The organism is Polaribacter sp. Hel_I_88, from assembly GCF_000687935.1.
Lineage (GTDB): Bacteria > Bacteroidota > Bacteroidia > Flavobacteriales > Flavobacteriaceae > Polaribacter.
In genome coordinates, this window is sequence record NZ_JHZZ01000001.1 from 3,886,499 (window position 1) to 3,907,152 (window position 20,654).

Annotated in this window: 10 protein-coding genes; 1 reads left to right on the top strand and 9 read right to left on the bottom strand. The window is 31.0% G+C overall.

What is annotated here, in order from left to right; genetic code table 11:
• Positions 1–4: 4 nt before the first annotated feature.
• The 6 genes from P161_RS0117385 to P161_RS0117415 all read right to left on the bottom strand — a co-directional run bounded on the left by P161_RS0117385 (position 5) and on the right by P161_RS0117415 (position 14,491).
• Entirely contained in the window at positions 5–3,172 is a 3,168-nt protein-coding gene (locus tag P161_RS0117385) for a glycoside hydrolase family 2 TIM barrel-domain containing protein (protein ID WP_026778159.1), read from the bottom strand.
• Positions 3,173–3,974: 802 nt separating this feature from the next.
• Positions 3,975–4,889, bottom strand: coding sequence for a hypothetical protein (locus tag P161_RS0117390; RefSeq protein WP_026778160.1), 915 nt, complete (start codon positions 4,887–4,889; stop codon positions 3,975–3,977).
• Positions 4,890–4,932: 43 nt separating this feature from the next.
• On the bottom strand, positions 4,933–6,933 hold the full coding sequence (locus tag P161_RS19970) for a carbohydrate binding domain-containing protein (protein ID WP_051605796.1): 2,001 nt from the start codon (positions 6,931–6,933) through the stop codon (positions 4,933–4,935).
• 20 nt (positions 6,934–6,953) lie between these two features.
• Positions 6,954–8,432: a RagB/SusD family nutrient uptake outer membrane protein gene (locus tag P161_RS0117405; protein WP_026778161.1), complete on the bottom strand. Its 1,479-nt coding sequence runs from the start codon at positions 8,430–8,432 to the stop codon at positions 6,954–6,956.
• A 10-nt stretch (positions 8,433–8,442) separates the two neighbouring features.
• The gene (locus P161_RS0117410) at positions 8,443–11,487 is read right to left on the bottom strand and encodes a TonB-dependent receptor (protein ID WP_026778162.1); all 3,045 of its coding nucleotides are present in this window, start codon (positions 11,485–11,487) and stop codon (positions 8,443–8,445) included.
• Positions 11,488–11,689: 202 nt separating this feature from the next.
• Positions 11,690–14,491 carry a triple tyrosine motif-containing protein gene (locus P161_RS0117415; RefSeq protein WP_026778163.1) on the bottom strand — a complete coding sequence of 934 codons (2,802 nt, stop codon included), beginning with the start codon at positions 14,489–14,491 and terminating at the stop codon, positions 11,690–11,692.
• A 193-nt stretch (positions 14,492–14,684) separates the two neighbouring features.
• Between P161_RS0117415 and P161_RS0117425 the strand changes: the two genes are divergently transcribed.
• On the top strand, positions 14,685–14,864 hold the full coding sequence (locus P161_RS0117425; protein ID WP_036841653.1) for a hypothetical protein: 180 nt from the start codon (positions 14,685–14,687) through the stop codon (positions 14,862–14,864).
• Between the two features lie 90 nt (positions 14,865–14,954).
• Here P161_RS0117425 and P161_RS0117430 read toward each other — a convergent pair whose 3' ends face one another.
• Genes P161_RS0117430 through P161_RS0117440 form a run of 3 tightly spaced genes read right to left on the bottom strand, consistent with a single transcriptional unit; the run spans position 14,955 to position 20,654 of the window.
• Entirely contained in the window at positions 14,955–17,069 is a 2,115-nt protein-coding gene (locus P161_RS0117430) for a glycoside hydrolase family 97 protein (RefSeq protein WP_036841657.1), read from the bottom strand.
• 2 nt (positions 17,070–17,071) lie between these two features.
• Positions 17,072–18,724: an alpha-amylase family glycosyl hydrolase gene (locus P161_RS0117435; RefSeq protein ID WP_026778166.1), complete on the bottom strand. Its 1,653-nt coding sequence runs from the start codon at positions 18,722–18,724 to the stop codon at positions 17,072–17,074.
• A 55-nt stretch (positions 18,725–18,779) separates the two neighbouring features.
• Positions 18,780–20,654: an alpha-amylase family protein gene (locus tag P161_RS0117440; protein WP_026778167.1), complete on the bottom strand. Its 1,875-nt coding sequence runs from the start codon at positions 20,652–20,654 to the stop codon at positions 18,780–18,782.

The following is a 20,654-nucleotide window of genomic DNA, read 5'->3' on the forward strand; positions in this document are numbered from 1 at the left end:
GGCGTTATTTTCCAATATTAATGTGGATATAAGTTCTAATTTCCCATTCTGAACCATTTGGAAAACCTACTGGACTTAAGATTGGAGCAGTTGCAAACTCTCCAGCAGTTTCGTTAGGAGAATATCTTGGTGAAAACTCATTTAACGATCTCCAAGTTCCTCTTAAACCAACCTTCGTATCTGGTAAAATAAACCAACTTGGTTTTCCTATGGATGTTGAAACATCTAACATTAATTGTAAAGGATATGTTAAGTTAAAATCTCTATGGTAATCAAAAGGTCCCCAGTCGTTCACTTTAACCATTCCAGTTATTTTCATTTTATTTAAGATCATTCTTAAATCGGCTCCACCTCTGTAAATAAGTCTTTCACTATCTCCATTTGCTTGCCCTGTTCCATAGTACAAATTAGCAATTAAGCCTAAATCTGGATGCACTTTAGACACAATTCTTGAATGTACTTCCCATAAATCTTGTGCTGGTGCAGATTGCTCGAATGGAAAGAAAGTACGATCTGCTAAGAAACCAATGGCTGCATCTTGTGTTGTTGGTAAACTTCTATATACAAATCCTAAATTCATGGCAAATTTTGCATCTTCTACCATATCATTATTAAATTCATACATATAGGTTGCTGGTGTAGGATCGAACGTAAAAAGGATTTCTCCTGCTGTCATTTCTCTATTTCCACCTCTTACAGCAAAAGGATCATCGATAACATTTCTTAATCTTCCTGGTGCATCACCTCCATTTGGCATGGCAGCAACTAATGGTTTTTGATATAAAAAGTTTGGAGCAATTTGAAATTTACCACCAAAATTATAAGCAATTCCACTTAAAAAATTTGTCATGTTTCCACTTCCAGAATCTTTTAATTTCCATCCTGTAAAAACTAAAGTTGGGTCTCCTCCTCCATTTGCAACTAACCCCATTACAGAACCTTGTGCATAAAAGTTAAAACCACCATCAGAAAAAGTTAATTTTGCTTTTCCTCCCCAATTATCTTTCGATTGAATTTTATCGTTTACAACTTGTCCGTTTTCATTTATATCTTGATATCTCCTACCATTTAAAGGACTACCACCCCACATTGCACCAAGTGTAATACCGACTTTACTTATTTTTCTTTCGATAGCAAAAGTTGCTCTTTCAGTTGGCAATGGAGGAATAACCCCAGATCTTGATTGCTCTGGATCTAAAATTCTACTTCCTGTTGCATCAATTCCACTTCCTTGTACAATATCTTTATGATAAATTGCTGATAAACCATAATTACCAACTTGTTTTTGATATTTTAAAAACACTGCTGGGTTTGCTCCCCAAAAAAGTTGTGGTCCAAATGCAGCTTTTAATCCTTCTAAAGCGCCTTTACCATCGACTTCTACACCTAAAATTTCTCCATTATAAATATCTAAATTTGGCCCATAATACGCTTCTGGATACAAGTTAAAGAAATCACCTTCATAACTCCAATGATAATGCCCAGTTCTATAAAAACCTCTCATATCAAAATCTTTGGCATTCCATTCAAATTCTGCATTATACACTCTTAAGCGATTATTATCTGTAATAGTTGTAACACCATTTGGAGTTTCTACTTGAATTGGTCTTCCTACGTTTTCGTAAAAAATATCATCAATTGGGTTTCCTGCAACGTTTCCTAAAATGTTAAAATTAACTTCGGCTTTCATATTTGCAGAAGGTTGCCCTTTTACACCCACATAATACGATTGCATGTGATCAAACCCACGTCTATCTGGAATAGTTTGTCCTGTTCCGTCTGAAAATTTTGGCGTTGTTAAAAGAGTACCTCCAGTATTAAAAGTTGTAAATTCTGCTCTTAAGTTACTTATTTGAATTTTTTCTGTACTTCCCATTGATGCTTTATCTCCTCTAGCTCTTAAAACAGCATCCATTAAGTTGATGTTTTGAAAATGATTTTCAACGGTTATAGGTGTACTTTCGAATACATTCAGTTCATGTGCCTCTTTTAAAGCGTAATATGCTGCTCTTGGGTACAAAGTGTATAGACCTCTAATATCTGTTTGTCCTTTTGCAGCAATTCCAAACCATTCCTCATTCATATTTTTGTCATTTGGAGCTGCTTGATCTCTGCTATATCCATTACTTGCCCAAGATGCTCTTGTATCGTGTACATCTGCATTTTCACGATCATCAAAACCAGCTTTGAACCATCCATCACTAGATTGGAATGTAAAACCACCAATAGAGTTTTCCGCTTTTCCTAAACCATAAGCATTTTCATATATTTCTCTCCAATTATTAACCATATAATAGGCTTGCATTAATTGATCTTCTTTATTGTCTTTTGCATTAAAGGCATCAGAACCAAACTCAGTAAATAAAATTGGCTTGTTAAATTCTTTATCAATTCTAGAAAACGCATCAGAAAACGATACTCCTCTATACATATTGGTTCCATAAATGTCTATATTTTTACATTCATCAGCAACAATATCTAAATATAATAAATCTCCATTACAAATACCAATTGGATGCGATGTATCTACTTTTTTCATTGCTAATGCAGCATCATTAAAAGTTTTATACATGGCTCTTGCCTCATTTCGTTTTGCAACATCATCATCATTAATAATAATACCTTCATCTGTTTCAGAACCTTCCCAAGTTAAATGGTAATTGTTTTCATTACCCAACATAAAAAGTAACAAACCAGGTGTATCTTTATATAAATTTAACATGCCTACTGCTTCATCAATAAGATGTTTACGAACCTTTGGATCTGAATACAGTGTTTTTGGATTATATACACCATCTATAGTAGTTCCATATGCACCAAATTGATGATTGATCATTGTATAGATTCCAAAATTCTCATAGATATACGTAATCCATTTTGGAGGCATACCAATATATGTTCTAATGGCATTTACACCCATATTTTGCCATAAAGGCATTTCTTCATCTAAACCAGCTTTGATAATATCGTCTGATTTTTCCCAGAATTTTGCATCTAAGACATTGTAGCCAATTGGCACATAATCCCAGTTAATTCCATTTACCATAAATGGTTTTCCGTCAACGGTTAGCATCATTCCTTTAGCATCATTTACAATAGATACTTTTTGGGATTGAGAATACATACTAAAAGTGAATAAGAAAAGTAACAATCTTAAAAAAATGTTCTTCATAATTTTCTTTTTTAAATTTAAGATTGTGCTTTGAGATCAAGGGAATAAAAAAGCAAAATCAATTATACTATTTGAATTGTTAGTGAATTATAAATTTAAAGATTTTTTTTTATCAAATTGACAAAAAAAACCTCAACAAAAAATATACATGATAATTTTTCATCTAAAACGTTGCTAATAGTGATATTTAGAGAAAATAAAAAGTGACTCGCAATTAACATTTTAAACAATGTTGTGGTATTGTATTGTAAAATTAGACCATGATGTGGTATATTTTTTAGTATATTTTTTTTGTTGTACTTAAAAATTGACCAAAAAAGTGTTTGATAATTATTTTTTAAATTAATTAAGTTGTCAGTTTTAATTCTAATATTCTCAAAAACAACTGTTCTTATATATTGCTGATGGTCAAACTTGAATACTTAAAATGGTTTAAGTATTAATTATTGTTGATTATTTATATTTTGTTGTGCAGTCTAGTTTCTATTATAAAGACTTTAAAATTATAAGCAATTAATCCTCTTTGTCCGTAAAAATTGATACAGACTAGCTACATCATTTAAAATAATAAAAAATAGTGATTAAAAGGAATACTATTGATTCTAAAATATATAGATACTTTTAAAATTCATCAGTATTTATGAGTAATTGAAACATACCTCAATTATTCAAATAAAATACTAACTGCAACAATTATAACTATAACAGCTTTTAAAACACAGGAAGTTACGAATAAAAAAACCAATAAAGGCAAAAAGTCTTTATTGGTTTTAAGTTATTTAGAAGTAATACTTATTTTACTCTACTCTATTTCAATTATAAACCACCAATCAAACTGGTTATTACCATCTGTAGTTTTTAACATTAATTCATTTGGGACATCTCTTGCAAAAATTTCATATTGAAAGTTACCTCCAGTATAATAACCTATAAAAGCATTAGAAGATAAATTAATAGTTTCTACACCTCCTGGAGCTGTTAATTGAAAAGAACCTGTATAGTCTGCATAGGCATAATTTTCAATATCGGCTCCGTTAACAGAACCTGCTGTATTTGGACCTAATCCATTTATTATTAATGGATCTCTCCCAAAAACATCTCCATTTGTAATGTGCATAAAAGTTCCATCAGAACTGAATACATATCTATCATCATACATACCAACACCCGCTTTTTCATCTGGACCAGCTCCAAAAAACTCTGATGGAATTGTTCCTCCAACTGGACCTAACCCAAAATGCTTATCTTTTGATGCTTTAATCTTCCAAGTTCTTGATGTTACTGCGTTTGGATTTGCTGGATCAAAATTAAATAGTTTTGATTTTAACTCTTCTGGAGCTGAATATGTTGCTAAAACATCTACTTGAATTGTTTTGCTAGAAGATACACCTGCAGTTCCTGAAGCTATTACAGTAACTGTATACGTATTTAAACCTAAATTGCTAAATATAATATCTTGCTCCCCAGTTAATGTTACATACTCTGTTGCTCCATAAACAAATTTAAATGACAATGCATTGTCTGCAGTTGCTGTAAATTTTACTTCTCCAGTACCATCTCCATTAGGGTTTGCTGCATCTGCTCCAGCAATTTCTGCTGTAATTTGTATGTTAGATGGCGTTATTATATCACCAAATGAATAATCATCTTCTTGACAGCTATACAAAGCAATCATTAAAGAAAATAGAATTATATAACTATTTTTTATGTTTTTCATTTTTATGTTTTTTTAAGAATTAACTTTTGTTTGATTCGTTATTTTAATTGATTGTTAATACAACATTATCAATATTAACTAATCCATTTTCTCCATTTAAATCAAATAAAACACGAGCGTCTGTAGCTCCGAAAGTATCTGAAGATAATGTTAGTGTATAATTTGTTCTTGTTGTTGTAATATCTACTGATTTTGAATCATTTGAAAAATCTCCTCCACTTAGCCCAATACCTCCAATAATAGATCTATCTACATCAGACCAAGCATCAAAAGTTAAAGTATAGGTATTACCTTGTACAATTTCTAATTTCTGACTTACATTAACAAGAAATGGCTCATTTGGATTTGCATTTGTAACATTTTCAGAATAATACGTATTTCCTCCAACTGTTACTACTGGTGCTGCACTATTATCATCTACACCCACTAACCAAGAGTCACTTCCGTTTTCAAAATCTCCATTGGTTAATAAATTATCTACTTGTAATTTTAAAGAAACATCATCTATATTCACTAAGCCATTATCTCCATTTAAATCAAATAGAACACGTGCATCAGCAGCTCCAAAAGAATCTGAAGATAATATTAATTCATATTGTGATTTTGTAGTTGTAATGTTTACTGATTTTGAATCATTTGAAAAATCTCCTCCACTCAATCCAATACCTCCAATAATAGATCTATTAGTATCTGACCAAGCATCAAAAGTTAAAACATAAGTATTTCCTTGAACAATGTTCAATTTTTGACTAACATTTACTAAAAATGGTTGAGTTGGGTTTGCTCCTGTTACATTTACAGAATAATAAGTATTTCCACCAACAGTTACAACTGGTGCAGAACTATTATCATCTACACCAACTAACCAAGAATCACTTCCGTTTTCGAAATCGCCATTGGTTAACAATCCACTATCAAAAGGGGCAGCTGCTGGTGCTTTATAAAAGTAAAAGTTATCAATATAAACTACGCCTGCAACACCATCTGAATCTATTAATAATTGTGTGATTTTTTCTTTATTAGATAAATTTCCTCCATCAAAAGCGGCCATATCTATTTCAATACTTTGCCAAGATCCGCCTTCTGTTGTTCCTAAAGAAACTTCTGCTTCTCCACCATCTACAGTGTTTACAATTTTTACAGACAAACCATTTGTTATTCCTTCTGGCACCCAATAATCAATGTGCATCATTTCCATTGAGGAAACACTAACACCTGTATCATAGTTGGTAACCATTCCTAAAAAATCTAAATTAGTAAGCTTCCAAACATTATTACCATCTATTGTAGTAGCTTCAAAATTTGTAGCTGACCAATCTGTTGGTAATTCATTTAGAGTTACGTTTGTATATTTATCACTAAAAATAGACACAACATCTGTTGCCTCTCTATTTCTAGGAGTTGGAGCTGCCACCAAAGGTGCTAAAATTTCTGTAACTTCAAAATCTTCTGTATATTCTGTAGTCGCTATTGCACCACCTTTTACAACTACTCTTGTTGTGTAAACCCCAGGGGTTTGATATTGATAATTAATAGTCTCACCAATATTTGCTGTTGCTGCAGGTTGATTAACACCTGTTTCTCCTGAATAAAACTCATACATTGTAGCAAAATCTGCTGTTGCTGTAATGTTTACTTGCTTTGATATTGCTGCATCATTCTCTAGAGTAACGACTACATTTTGTGGCGCTTTAAAAGAAACTACTAAAGGTTGTGTAACTTCGGTTTCATCCCCTTTTAAATTAGATGCAACAATTGTAACATTGTAAGAACCTTCTGCATAAATTTTCTTTGCATTTTCTCCAGGTAACAATGTTACTGAATCTGAATTATCTCCAAAAAGAACTTTAAAACCAGCAGCGCCTTCTGCTGTTGGTGTAATTGTAACTGCTCCTGTATTATCTTGAGTAATTTCGAAGGTAGCACTAACGTTTGTTGGCGGCAATATTGCATCTGTAAATGATGTATCTCTTAAATCTTCCTCACAAGCTATTACTAAAAATAGTAAGAAAAAGATTTTGTAAAAGTTTTTAATATTTTTCATTATAATATTTTTTATAAAATTTAGTAATTAGGATTTTGATCCCATCTATTTCCTGCTAATTGAATTTCTATAGCAGGTATTGGAAAAACTTCATGTTTACCAGTTTGAAAACCATCAATTTCTTGAGCAGCTCTTCCTGTTCTAACTAAATCGAAAAAACGATGCCCTTCACCTACCAATTCTACTCTTCTTTCATTTAATATATTATCATACAAAGTAGTACCTGTTGCTGTAATATTATTAGTTGCGTTTCCAAAAGCTCTGGTTCTTACTCTATTTAAATACGCCTGTGCTTTTGTATCGTTTGGTGTAGAACTTTTGTTAAAAGCTTCTGCAGCCATTAGCAACACATCTGCAAAACGAATAGCTCTGTAATTATTAGGGTTTGTTAAGTTCCTATCTCCCTGTGCTGAATTACTTCTTACTCTAGGAATATACTTTCTATTAAAATAACCTGTATGCTCATTTCCTGTTCCAAATGTTGCTCCTGTACTTGCTGCCCATGCATCAATATCTAAAATTGCAACATCTTTTCTTAAATCTCCAGCTTCGAAAGCATCTACAACTTCTTGAACTGGTACGTTAAAACTAAATCCTGATGAAAAATCTGGACCTGAATATGCTCTAACTCCATTAAAACCGACTGCTACATTACCTTCACTACATTGTAAGCAACCAAAACCAGCTCCTTGACCTTCAAAATATTGAACTTCAAAAACAGACTCTATATTATTTTCACCTACTTCTTCAAAAATTGTGTTATAATCTGAAACTAAGTCATAAGGACCATTTAAAATTAAATCGTCTAAAACAGCTGCTGACTCATTATATTTATTTTGATATAAATACGCTTTCCCTAATAAAGCTTGTGCAGCACCTTTTGTAACCCTACCTGGTTGAGACTGTATGTATGGAAGATTATTAGCAGCAAAAATTAAATCTGCTTCTATTTGCGCATATACCTCTGCTTTAGGTGTTCTATCAATTGTAAATTGTTCTCCAAATAAAATTCTTTTATCTACAGCTAATGGAACATCTCCAAACCATTTTACGAGTTCAAAATAATAATAAGCTCTTAAAAAAGTAGCTTCTGCAATTATTTGCTCTTTGCCTACAAAATCTGTTTTATCCTTAAATTCAAGAATATAATTTGCTCGGTTCACACCTGCAAACATCCAATTCCAAATATCTCTTAATTGAGCATTAAGAGGAGTATGAATCATGTCATCTACTTCCTGAATACCAAGAACGTCTGTCGCACTTTCTCCACCTGCTAAAGAGTTGTCTGAAGCTATTTCTCCTAACATTACATTTAAATAAGTAGATTGTAACAAATCGTAAGCACCAATAATTGCGTCTTCGTAATCTTCTTGTGTGTTAAAGAAATCTTCTGAATTGGTTGATGTTGGTTTTACATCAACAAAATCATCACTACAAGAAAAACTAAATCCGGCTACAAGTAGTAGTAAAGTATATATTTTTATGTTTATTTTTTTCATTATTTATTTTTTAAAAATTAACATTTATTCCTAATAAGAATGTTTGTGGACTTGGGTAAAAACCTTGATCTATTCCTCCACCAATTGGAGCTCCATTAGATGTTGTTGGATCATAACCTCTATAATTACTTATTGTAAATAAGTTGGTTGCAGAGACAAATAATCTTACTTTATCAAACTCTAATCTTTCTAAGGTTTTTTCTCCAACAGTATAACCAAATTGTACACTTTGTAATCTTAAGAAAGAACCATCTTCCACATAAAAATCTGAAAATAAATTGTTACTAGTTGCTCCTGTTGTAACTCTTGGAAAAGAATTGCTTGTTCCTTCACCTGTCCATCTATCTAAAAAATAAGCTGGTCTGTTTGTTAATGGTAAAGTTCTTTCATAATTTCTTACGATTTCGTTTCCTAAAGACGCAAATGCGTAGGCGTTAAAGTCGAATCTTTTGTAGTTGAAGGATAAATTTAATCCCATTGTTATGTCTGCAATCGGATCTCCAATATAGGTTCTATCATCAGGATCTATAACTCCATCTCCATTTGTATCTACAAATCTTAAATCTCCAGGTGCTGCATTTGCTTGTGTTGCATGTGCATTTACTTCTGTTTGATTTTGAAACAATCCATCTGTTTGGTATCCGTAAAAATATCCGATAGGAAAACCAGCTTCCATTCTTGATGGTGGTTCTTGACCAACTCCAAAACTTCCACCTTCTATTATTCCTGTTTGATTTCCAACAAAAGTAACTTCGTTATTCAGCTTTGTAAAGTTGTAGTTTACATTGTATCTAAAATCTTCAGAGATATTGTCTTTGTAACCCAAAGAGAATTCAAAACCTTTATTTACTACAGTTCCTGCATTAATTACTGGAACAGAAGAACCTGGAGCAGCAACTCCAATAATCCCTGATGTTTGTGCAGAAACTAATAAATCTTCAGTAGTTTTCTTAAAGTAATCCATAGTAAGGTTCACTTTATTAAAAAGCTCTAAATCTAAACCAAAGTTTAACGGAATTTGTTGCTCCCATTTAATTTCTGGGTTTGCGATTGGTCCAATTGCTAAACCTTGTGATAATTGATTATCAAATACATATTCTGCTTCACCATTTAGAATAGAAACAAATCTAAATCCAGGAATCCTATCATTACCGATAATACCATAACTTGCTCTTAATTTTAAGAAACTGATTGTTTCAGACTCCTTTAAAAAATCTTCTTCTGAAGCTACCCAACCTGCAGATGCTGTTGGAAAAAAACCAAATTTATTTTCAGGTCCAAAGTTTGAAGAACCATCTCTTCTTATAACTGCAGAAAATAAGTATTTCCCATCAAAAGCATATTGTAATCTAGCAAAATAAGATAACAAACGGCTATCGAATACTAAATTACTTCCATTATTATTATTTTTAAAAATTTCTAAACCGTTACCATTTTCAATTACACCATTTACACTCAAATCGTTTACAGTAGTTCCTATAGCATTGCTTGTTAAATTTCTTTCGAATCTACTAGTACTTTTAAATACAGAGGTACCAATCATGGCTTTTACATCATGCACATCATCATACACTCTTTCATATTTAGCGAAAGTATCAAAAGTATAATCAAAATAACTTTGTTTAAAATCAGAAAACGTTGCAACTTCGTTATTAAAAACATTTCCAATACCATAATTAGCAATTGGATTAAAGGTGTTTGAATTTACTAAAGAATAATTTGCTTGAAATCTAGTTTCTACTGAAAAGTAATCTAAAAAGTTATAATTTAAACCATAACTTCCTGAAATCTTGTTAATCCATGTTCTATTCTCTGCATTATCTATTTGTGCCAAAGGATTTGCAACTTCAATACCTGTACCAATAACTGGTGGTAGAGAAAAGTCTCCACTTGCATTTCTAACAGGTGTTGTTGGCGGCATGTTAACAGCATTAAACAAGATAGAACCTAATGTATTTTCTATAAGATTTCTTTTGTTTGTGTTTGTATATATTGTTGATGATGTAAACTTTAAATTATCTAAAATATCTGTGTTGTAATTAAATCTTAAATTACTTCTGTTAAAGTTCGCTTTATCTCCACCTACAATTCCATCTTGACTTAAAACTGCCAAACCAAAAGAATAGGTAGATTTTTCTGTTCCTTTGTTTAAAGTATAATCAATATTAAATGTTGGTGCGTTTTCAAAAACTCTACCTTGCCAATCAGTACCTTGTCCAAGTCCGCTAATATTTGAAAATGGTAAAACTTCACCATTTGCTGCAAAAGCTTCATTTGCTAGCAAAGCATATTCAGTTGCATTCAACATAGGAATTTCTCTTGTAGTTTGTTGAAAACCATACTGCATATTTAAAATCGATTTAAAATCTGAGTTTTTTCTACCTGTTTTAGTAGTTACTAAAATAACCCCATTTGCTGCACGTACTCCATAAATACCAGCAGAAGCATCTTTTAAGATGTTTATAGACTCAATATCTGATGGATTTACAACACTTAAATCCTCAATAACTCTACCATCTAATAAAATTAAAGGTCTGCTATCGCCATTTGTAGAAACACCTCTAATTCTTATATTAGAAGCTGCTCCTGGTGACCCAGAATTTTGTGTAATATTTACACCTGCAACTTGCCCTTGTAAAGCTTGCTCTATCCTTGTTGGTTTTAAATCGTCTATAGTTGCACTAGAGACTACTGCAACTGCACCAGTAACTTCCTTTTTTTTCTGTGTACCATACCCGATTACAACAATTTCATCTAAAGCTTCTGTAGATTGCTCTAAAGAAACATTAATTGTTTCTGTATCTACTACAACTTCCTTTTTCTTATATCCTAAATAATTAAAGACCAAAACTGATCCTTTTGCAATTTTAGAAAAACTGTATAAACCATCAAAATCTGTTTCTGTACCAGAAATGGTTCCTTTAATACTAATACTTACTCCTGGTAAAACCTCTCCAGAAAGGGCATCTTTAACAACTCCATTTACATTTATTGTTTGAGCACTGGCTAAAACCGTAAAGAATGTAAATAACAGTAATGTGATTTTTTTTCTCATAAAAAAAAGTTTAAATTTTGATTCATTCACAAAAATAACGCTTCTTATTTATTAAAATCACAATAAAAGCCACAATAAAAAACATACAAAAGAAAATAAGTGCACAAACCCTTACAAACACTACTGTTAAGGAAAGCTTAAAAAAAACTAAAAAACACAATGTTGTGGTATTGTATAGGTTTTTTTTGGGGTGATTTATATTTTATATTTCTAAAATATAATTTGTTAAGTTCTCATCATGAGGCAAATCCATTTTTTTTCGGAGCCTATAACGTTTTACTTCTACGCTTCTAGGTGAGATATTTAAAAGCGGTGCTATTTCTTTAGATGCTAGGTTTAATCGAAGATAAGCACACAATCTTAAATCGTTTGGAGTTAGTTCTGGGTGCTTACTTTTTATCTTTTTCAAGAATTTTTTATCAGCATTGTTAAAAGCTTCTTGAAACATTTTCCAGTCGTCTGTATTGTTTAGGTTTTTATCAATTATTTTTACAACCTTATCAATACTGGATTTTCCTTTTGATGTTAGCTCTGTTTTTATAGTATTTAAGAATTCGTTTTTCTTAATTATACTCATAGTTGAAGTAGCTAATTCCCTATTTTTACTTTCAATATCGCTCCTTAACTTATCATTATTTAGTTTGATGATTTTTTGGGAGCTTTCTAGTTCTTTTAAGGCTAATTTTCTTTGTGTTTTCTCTAACAATTCTTGTCTTTGCCTTTTATAATAAGCCTTAGAGGCAATGTGTAAAGCATAAAACAATACCATAAAAAAGATGATGTAAATACCAATAAAAACATTTGAAACATACCAAGGTTTGGATATTGTAAAAGAATATTCAGCAATATTTTCACTTAATTTATTATCAATGGAAGCCCTAACTTTAAAAGTATAATCACCAAAAGGTAAATTCTCAAACAGGAGGGAATTATTTTTAGAAAGTTTACTCCATTTAGAGTTTAATCCTTCCAATAAATATTGGTATTGTATTGATGAAGTTTTATTGTAATTGGTTACACTATAAGAAAACTCAAAGTTATTTTCTAAATTCGTAAAAACTTTAGGCTCCAGTAAACTTACCTTTTTTTGTGCCTTGTCAGTCTCATTGTTATAGATTCTGTTAATTTGTATTACAAAATCTTTAGGTTCTATAATTTTATTTAAATCAAGCGTTAAATAACCATCAGAAGTACCTATTAAATACTTTTTATCCTCTAAAAAAATCATATTCTCATAACCAGATGCTCCCTTTTGCATTGTTCTATTAATAGGAATTATTTCCAAATCTGGCTTTTCACTAAATTTACCTGGTGTTAAATAACGAATATCATTTCTAGTAAACGACCATAACTTATTATTTACGTCATCAAATATTAGCTTTGCCGATAAAAAATTTTCTTCTGGAATTAGTTTACTAAAAACAGAATCCACTTTAAAGAGATCTTCTTTTTCTGAGTATTTAAAAACACCTTTTTTAGAAGCATAAAAAATATCATTTTGGTATTGTAGTAAGCTTGAATGGATACCCTTTTGCACAGATGAGTCTTTAACAATTTCTGTTATAGTTCTAAAATCCTCATCTACTTTAAGTTTAAAAACACCTTTATATTCATGATTTACGAAAATATTTTTTAAATCTTTCAACACAAAATATCTACTAGATGTAGAAAAACCGTCTATTTTATTTCTTAAAACCCAAGAATTATTTTCCTTTTTTAATATATATAAGCCATCATAACTGCCTTCAATAATTGTATTTTCATCTATTTTCGATACGCCCCAAGTTCCATCAGCACCATTAATCAACGTTGCATTGTTATCTTTAACTACAAAGGTTCCTGAATCATGACTGCAAAATAATGTGTTATTTACTTCTTGTAAATTCCAAACTTGGCCTTGTGTATTATTTACAAGTTCAAACTCATCATTAGAATTTTTTCTTTTATAATACAACCCTTGATTTGTCCCTAAATATAAATTATCATCAAAAAGTATGGAAGCATAAATTGTACCCCAAAAATTAGTTCTTTTAACAAACGATTTAAATGGCGAATTAAAATTGATTGTGTTAATACCATTATCTAAACCAAGCCATATGTTAGAATCTAAATCTTCAAAAATAGTTAGTACTGTATTATTACTTAAACCAGATCCTTGAGTTATGTAATAAATAATATTACCATTGTTATCTAATTTTATTAAACCATTGGCAATTGATCCTAAAACGATACTTCCGTTCTTAAGCTGTTTTGCACTATAAATAGTTTTCTTTGATAAAAAATCATCTGCTGTTACTTTCCATTTTTTTACTTCATTATCGTCTAAATAATAAAATCCATTCTTTTGGGTTAAAATAAACAGCTTATTATCTTTTAAAAAAAATGCGACTATTTTATTGTCTTTTAAAACTGAGTCTTCAGAAATTAATTTAGGAATTCCGTTTTCTATCATAAAAACGCCTTTTCCTAATTCTTGAAAATAAATAATATTTTCTACTTTAGATAGTTTTGTAATGTTCTTCTCAGCTTCTATTATTTTTAAAGATTTAGTTTCTAAATTGTAGAGATAAATTCGTTGTAAAGACTTAAAAAGCATCCAGCCATCCAGTTCAGCAATTTCCCATATTTGCTCGTCTTCTAGCATTTTTATGCCTTTTTCTTGTGCTATGGAAGTAAATTCTAAAAAACCAAATTCGTTTTTTTTCCAAAAGCCAAAATCCATGTAAAAACCTGTATAGATTTTTCCTTTAAAAGATTTAACGGAACGCATTATAGTTTCGTTGGGAGTTGTATATAACTGCCAATCTGCACCATTAAACTCTAATAAACCTTTATTATTAGCAACATAAATGTATTTGTTTGAGGATTGAGAAATGCCCCAATTTTGATTTTCAGCACCATAATCTTCCGCAGAAAAAATATTAATTGGCGGCACTTCTTGAGATAACAAAAGCGGACAAAAAGTAAAAAAAGCTATAAGAAATATTGAAATTTTCTTAAACATGTATCGTTCAATTTGCTACGAATTTAGCAAAATATAAACATGATTTCGAAAAGAATTTTAAATTTCATTAAAAAAAATACCTTTTTTGCTAAAATTGCATTCGTATTAAGAAAAATTTCATTTGAATTAACAATTTTTTAAGGTTTTTATGAGTTTTTTAGTAAATTTGTAAAAACAATAATTTAAAATATTGATGAAAAATTTAGGTGTAGCAAACATTTTAATGTTGTTATTATGTTTACTTATTATAATTATTGCAGAATATTTGTTTTTAACTGGCGATAAATTACATGGTATTTTTATAGGCCTTTGGGCTCCTACTTTATTAGGAGTAATGATTTATCTAAAATTGATTACGAATGAGCGCAAATGATATTGTTTTATACTTTTCCGGATTCGTAGGAATATGTGTAGTTATTTGGGCATATTTTATGATACGCGCCTTTGATAAAGCCAGTAAAGGCTAAATTTTCTTTATACTAATTGCTAAACCTCCACCTTCAACTAAATTAAAGGTTAATTTGTTGTTTTTATTTATTTCTAAGGTTTCATATTCTATTGCCAAAGGATTCTCATTCCAATGCGCATTTTTACCATCTTTATAAATTTTTGCTTCATACTTAGTATTTTCATCTAAAAAACTAAAATCAACGTTAATTTCTCTTGCATTTTCATCTGTTATACTTCCTAAAAACCAATTATCGGTTTCTCGTTCTTTTCTAGCAATCGTTACAAATTCACCAACTTCTCCATTTAAAACTTTGGTTTCAGACCAATCTACACCAACATCTTTTATAAATTCTAACGGTTTTGGATTCGCCTCATAATGCTCAACCAAATCAGCAGCCATTTGCACTGGAGAATAAATAACAACATACAAAGCCAGTTGATGAGCCAAAGTCGTATTTACTTGATTCTCTTTTTTATATTCGTTAAACTTAATATTAAAAATACCAGGTGTAAAATCTATAGGCCCTGCCAACATTCTTGTAAAAGCAACAATTGATAAATGTTCTGGCGGATTTCCTCCATCATTAGACCAAGCATTAAATTCTTGACCACGCAAACCTTCTCTAGAAATTATATTAGGGTAGGTTCTTCGTAAACCTGTTGCCTTTATAGGTTCATGCGCATTTACAGCCACTTGATATTTTGCTGCTTTTATGGCTGCATTATTATAATGATTCACCATATATTGGCCATGATGATATTCTCCTTTTGGTAAAATTTTACCAACATAACCAGATTTCACAGCATGTATTCCATATTTCTGCATTAAAGCATATGCAGTATCTTGTTGTTTCTCATAGGTTTCTGTGGCAGCAGAAGTTTCATGGTGCATAATAATTTCTACTCCTTTTTCTTTGGCATAAGCTGTAACTTCTTCAAAATCATAATCAGGATAAGGAGTTACAAAATCGAAAACACCTTCTCTATCTTCAAAACCAATCCATTTTTCCCAACCAGTATTCCAACCTTCAACTAAAACACCACCAATATTATTTTTTGCAGAAAAATCGATAAAGCTTTTTACGTTTTCTGTAGTTGCTCCATGTCTTCCATGTGCTTTTCCAGTGTCTGTCCATTTTCCATCAACCATTTCCATTCCATAATCCCAGGAAGATTTTCCTAAGTGCATTTCCCACCAAACACCTGTATATTTCATGGGTGTAAACCAAGAAACATCGCCTAATTTATTGGGTTCATTTAAATTGACAATTAAATTAGATTGAATTAAATCTGGTGCATTTTCGGTAATCTGAATCGTTCTCCAAGGTGTGTGAAATGGTAATTCTCTTTTTACTTTGTAAGCTGTATTTCTAGAACCTACCAAATTGCTTTTAAAAGCCAGATTCTCTGTATCTACTTGTAAAGTCATTCCTGAATAATCTACTAATGCTGCTTCATGAAAACTTAAATGAATTCCATCTTTACCAACCATCGTAACAGGAGTATTTACAGCATTTTCTGGAATATAACTTTGTGCTAAATTGGTTTTTGGAATGTATGATTTTGCATCAATTTCTGATACTTTAGTTGTACTGTATAAATGCTCATAAATATCCCAATCTCCTGGAATCCAGAAAGTTTTATAATCTTCATTTAAATTAAATTCAGTGTTTTCTTCAGCAATTAAAACTTCTTTTAAATTATCTTGTGCTGGAAACTCGTATCTAAACCCAACACCATCATTATATACTTTAAAAACAATGTTTAATTTTCGTTTTAAATCTTCTTTTTCTTGCAGTTCAATTTTAACTTCATTGTAATGATTTTTAACCTCTAACTGCTCTCCCCAAGGCATTTGCCATGTTTCGTTTATTTCTTTTGACTCTAAAACTCTGGCAATAAATCCTTTTTCTAAAGGTGATGCATTAGTAAACTGAAATCCAACAAAAGAAGTATCAATAATTGCTTTTTCTTTATAATTGATAGTATAAAAAAAACTTCCTTCTTCATTTAAATGAAAATTCACTTCAATATTTTCATCTGGTGATTTTATAGCCGATGATTTTACATCACATGAAAAAAAACTTAAAATAAATAAAATAAAAAATAAGGAAGCTGCACTTTTCATAATTATAATTTTTCTAATAAAACAACATCAAATTCCGAATCTAAACTTACTTTTCCTTCTTTAACTTCTACAGTTTGATTTGAATAAGAATCATGTATTTGATCTCCATTTTTAAAGATTGATGCAACTTCTATTTCTTTTTTTCCTTTTGATAAATTAATCCCAACAACAACTTTGTCATCATTCCTAATTCTAGAAAAAACCAACCCATTTTCACTAGAAATTAAAGCATGTTTTCCTGCACCAACAGCTGGATGATTTGCTCTAAACTGCCCCAGTTTTTGCCAATGATTTAAAACTTCTTTGGTTTTTTCATCCGAAGAAATTGCATCCCAATTCATGTTAGAACGTAAAGTTGCATCGCCAACTGTACCTTCAATTGTTAAATCTCTAGCAGACTCATCTCCATAATACACTTGCGATGTTCCTGGCGTTAACAATAACATGGTTGCAGTTTTGTATGCCATTTCTCTCTCTTTATCAAAAGGTTGTCCATCATCATGAGATGTCATGTAATTTAAAATTCCATATCCTTTTAATTCCGTATTTAAAAGCGAATCGTATTTTGTAAAAACATCTTTTTCAGCCATTTGTTTTACATTCCATTTTAGTTCAAAATTGATTAAACTATTAAACGCTTTATCAAAATAATTGACTTTTTTATCACCAAAATTAAAAGCTTTTCCATGAGAAATGGCATAATTATACACTTCTCCAACCAAATAAAAGTTGTTATCATCTAATACTTTTTCTGGATTATTATTCTTGTAATCTTCAAAAGCTAAATCGCACGTTTCTTTAAATTCTTGCCAAACAAATTCTTCTGTATGTTTAACAGTATCAACTCTATAACCATCAATTCCAAATTCTGTAATATAATCTGTTAGCCATTTCATAATATAAAAACGAGGTGCTCTTGGATGCCCAGTTTTTGCGAAAAAGGCATCTAATTCTTTCACTTCTTGCTCATATCTTCCTTCAGCTTTCCATTTTGCAACTAATTGAGGAGGCAATTCTACAGCTTCATTACTTTCGGTTCTAATGTCTGGCAGATTTTCTACTAACGTACAATTAACAGTGGTTGCATAATCTTGATAGGTACAAGCAGGTTGCGTTCTGACCCAATCACTTGGCCAAACAGGATCTTTTTCTGTAACTGGTCCTGTATGATTAATTACAGCATCCAACAATACACGAATTCCGTTTTTATGTGCCAAATCTACCAACTCTTTTAAGTCTTCTTTGGTTCCGTAGTTTGGATCGATTTTCGTCCAATCTTTTGCCCAATATCCATGATAACCATAAGACAAACCTGTGCCTTCATCTGTTCCACCATGAATTTGTTCTACAACTGGCGTCATCCAAATAGCGTTGATTCCTAGTTTTGTAAAATACCCTTCTTTTATTTTTTGAGTGATTCCCTTAATATCTCCACCTTCAAAACCTCTTAATTTTCCAGCTTCTTCAGTTCTATCAAAATTAATGTCATTGCTTTTATCTCCATTATTAAAACGATCTGTTAATAAAAAGTAGATGTTTGCTCCTTCCCAAACAAATTCTTTTTTAGCTGTTTCCTTGGTTTCTTTTTTAGATGATGTATTTTCTTGACAGCTAAAAATGGTTGCAAATGATAATAAGAACAATATTTTTTTCATGTTTTTATATTTTAAATAATATTTAAAAGGTTTTTAAGCCAATTGATATTTAGTTTTATTGTAATTTTAAAATAAAAGATTCTAAAGGTTTTACATCAATTCTAATTTTTGCTTTATTATTTTCAACTATTAAAGTTGATGAATATTCGTTGTACAACTGATCTTTAAATTGATATTCTCCCCCTTTTAAATTCCATTTTTTGATGATATCAGTTGGGATTTGCAACTCAAAACCATATTCATTTTCGGCATTAAAATTAGAAATAATTATCAATTTCTCATCATCTGAATAACGAACAAAAGACAACACTTTTTCATTGTACCATTCTGTATGTTCTCTATTAAATTGATGAATATCTTGATATTCGCCCATCAAAGCATCACTATTAATTGTGAAGTTTAGCAAACGTTTGTAGAAATCTCTCAACGATTTTTCTTCTTTGGTAGATTGTCCTCCATCAAATTTTTTGTCATTTACCCATCTTTGCAAACTTGGCACTCCAACATAATCAAAAATTGATGTTCTACTTGGACTCCCAAAACCAGGGTTTTCTGAGCCATCTTCACCAAATTCTTGACCAAAATAAACCATGGTTGGTGCTGTAGAAATTGTTGTAGAAACCACCATTGCTGGTTTTCCTTTTAAAGCGTTTCCTGCAAATTCTGGACTTGCAATTCTCTGTTCATCATGGTTTTCTAAGAAATGTAGCATATTGTGCTCAATATCTTTTAAATCCTCTTGAATTTGTGGAATATTATCGGTTAAACCATACCCTTGCATTACATGTTTTATGGTATCATACAACTGAACTTTGTCATACAAATAATCCATTTTTCCTTTTTTGATATAATCTCTGTACAAACTTGGATTGTAAACCTCTGCTAATAAAAAAGCATCTGGATTTTTCATTTTGATGTTTGAATTTAGATAACTCCAAAACTCAACTGGCACCATTTCTGCCATGTCAAACCTGAAACCATCCACGCCTTTATCTAGCCAATACAAAGCAATATCTCTAAATTTTATCCAAGAATTGGGAACCGTTTTATCTTGCCAAAATTCAAAATGCTTTTTATAATCTTCGTTTTCAAAACCTACTGGCAATTCATCAAAATCTTTTTTCCCATCTGGTGAAACTCCATAATTAACCTTTACAGTTTCATACCAATCATAAAAACTTGGTTTTGGTGCACGTGATCCATTACCTGTCCATTTTGCAGGATTTTCATCAAACTTACCATCACTTAAAGGATTTTTTTCTCCACCCAAAGGTTTGTATCCATTTTCGAAGTCTGGAACTTCAAAAGCATTATTTGGCACATAATAAAAGTTATTATTTACATCATATTCCAAAGTTGTATCATCATCTGCACCAAAATCTTTAGTGCCTTCAGGATTTGTTAAACCTTCGTAATTTCTTGCTACGTGATTAGGTACAATATCAATAATTACTTTCAAATCTGCTTTGTGAGAACGCTCAATTAATTCCTCAAATTCTTGTAACCTATTGTTAACATTTACTGCCAAATCAGGATTTACATTGTAATAATCTTTTACTGCATAAGGACTTCCTGCTCTACCTTTTACAACATCTGGATCGTCGTTTGAAATGCCAAATTCAGTATAATCTCGAATTACATCATGATGAGGAACTCCTGTATACCAAATATGCGTAACTCCTAAATCTTTAATTTCTGACAAGGCTTTATCAGTAAAATCATTAAATTTTCCAACACCATTTTCCTCAATAGTTCCCCAAGGTTTGTTGGTGGTATTTGTATTGCCAAACAAACGTGTAAATACTTGATACACTACTTCTTTCTTTTTAGAATTCTCTTGCATTACTGTCTTTTCTTCTTTTTTTTCGGGTGTACAACCTATTACTATTGATAAAATTAAGGCTGATAAAAGGCTATATATTTTTCTCAT

Excerpts from the sequence above, each read along its gene's own strand:
- P161_RS0117425 (WP_036841653.1), top strand. The coding sequence starts at position 14,685 with ATGAAAAATTTAGGTGTAGCAAACATTTTAATGTTGTTATTATGTTTA.
- P161_RS0117415 (WP_026778163.1), bottom strand. The coding sequence starts at position 14,491 with ATGTTTAAGAAAATTTCAATATTTCTTATAGCTTTTTTTACTTTTTGT.
- P161_RS0117385 (WP_026778159.1), bottom strand. The coding sequence starts at position 3,172 with ATGAAGAACATTTTTTTAAGATTGTTACTTTTCTTATTCACTTTTAGT.
- P161_RS0117390 (WP_026778160.1), bottom strand. The coding sequence starts at position 4,889 with ATGAAAAACATAAAAAATAGTTATATAATTCTATTTTCTTTAATGATT.
- P161_RS19970 (WP_051605796.1), bottom strand. The coding sequence starts at position 6,933 with ATGAAAAATATTAAAAACTTTTACAAAATCTTTTTCTTACTATTTTTA.
- P161_RS0117430 (WP_036841657.1), bottom strand. The coding sequence starts at position 17,069 with ATGAAAAGTGCAGCTTCCTTATTTTTTATTTTATTTATTTTAAGTTTT.
- P161_RS0117435 (WP_026778166.1), bottom strand. The coding sequence starts at position 18,724 with ATGAAAAAAATATTGTTCTTATTATCATTTGCAACCATTTTTAGCTGT.
- P161_RS0117405 (WP_026778161.1), bottom strand. The coding sequence starts at position 8,432 with ATGAAAAAAATAAACATAAAAATATATACTTTACTACTACTTGTAGCC.
- P161_RS0117440 (WP_026778167.1), bottom strand. The coding sequence starts at position 20,654 with ATGAGAAAAATATATAGCCTTTTATCAGCCTTAATTTTATCAATAGTA.
- P161_RS0117410 (WP_026778162.1), bottom strand. The coding sequence starts at position 11,487 with ATGAGAAAAAAAATCACATTACTGTTATTTACATTCTTTACGGTTTTA.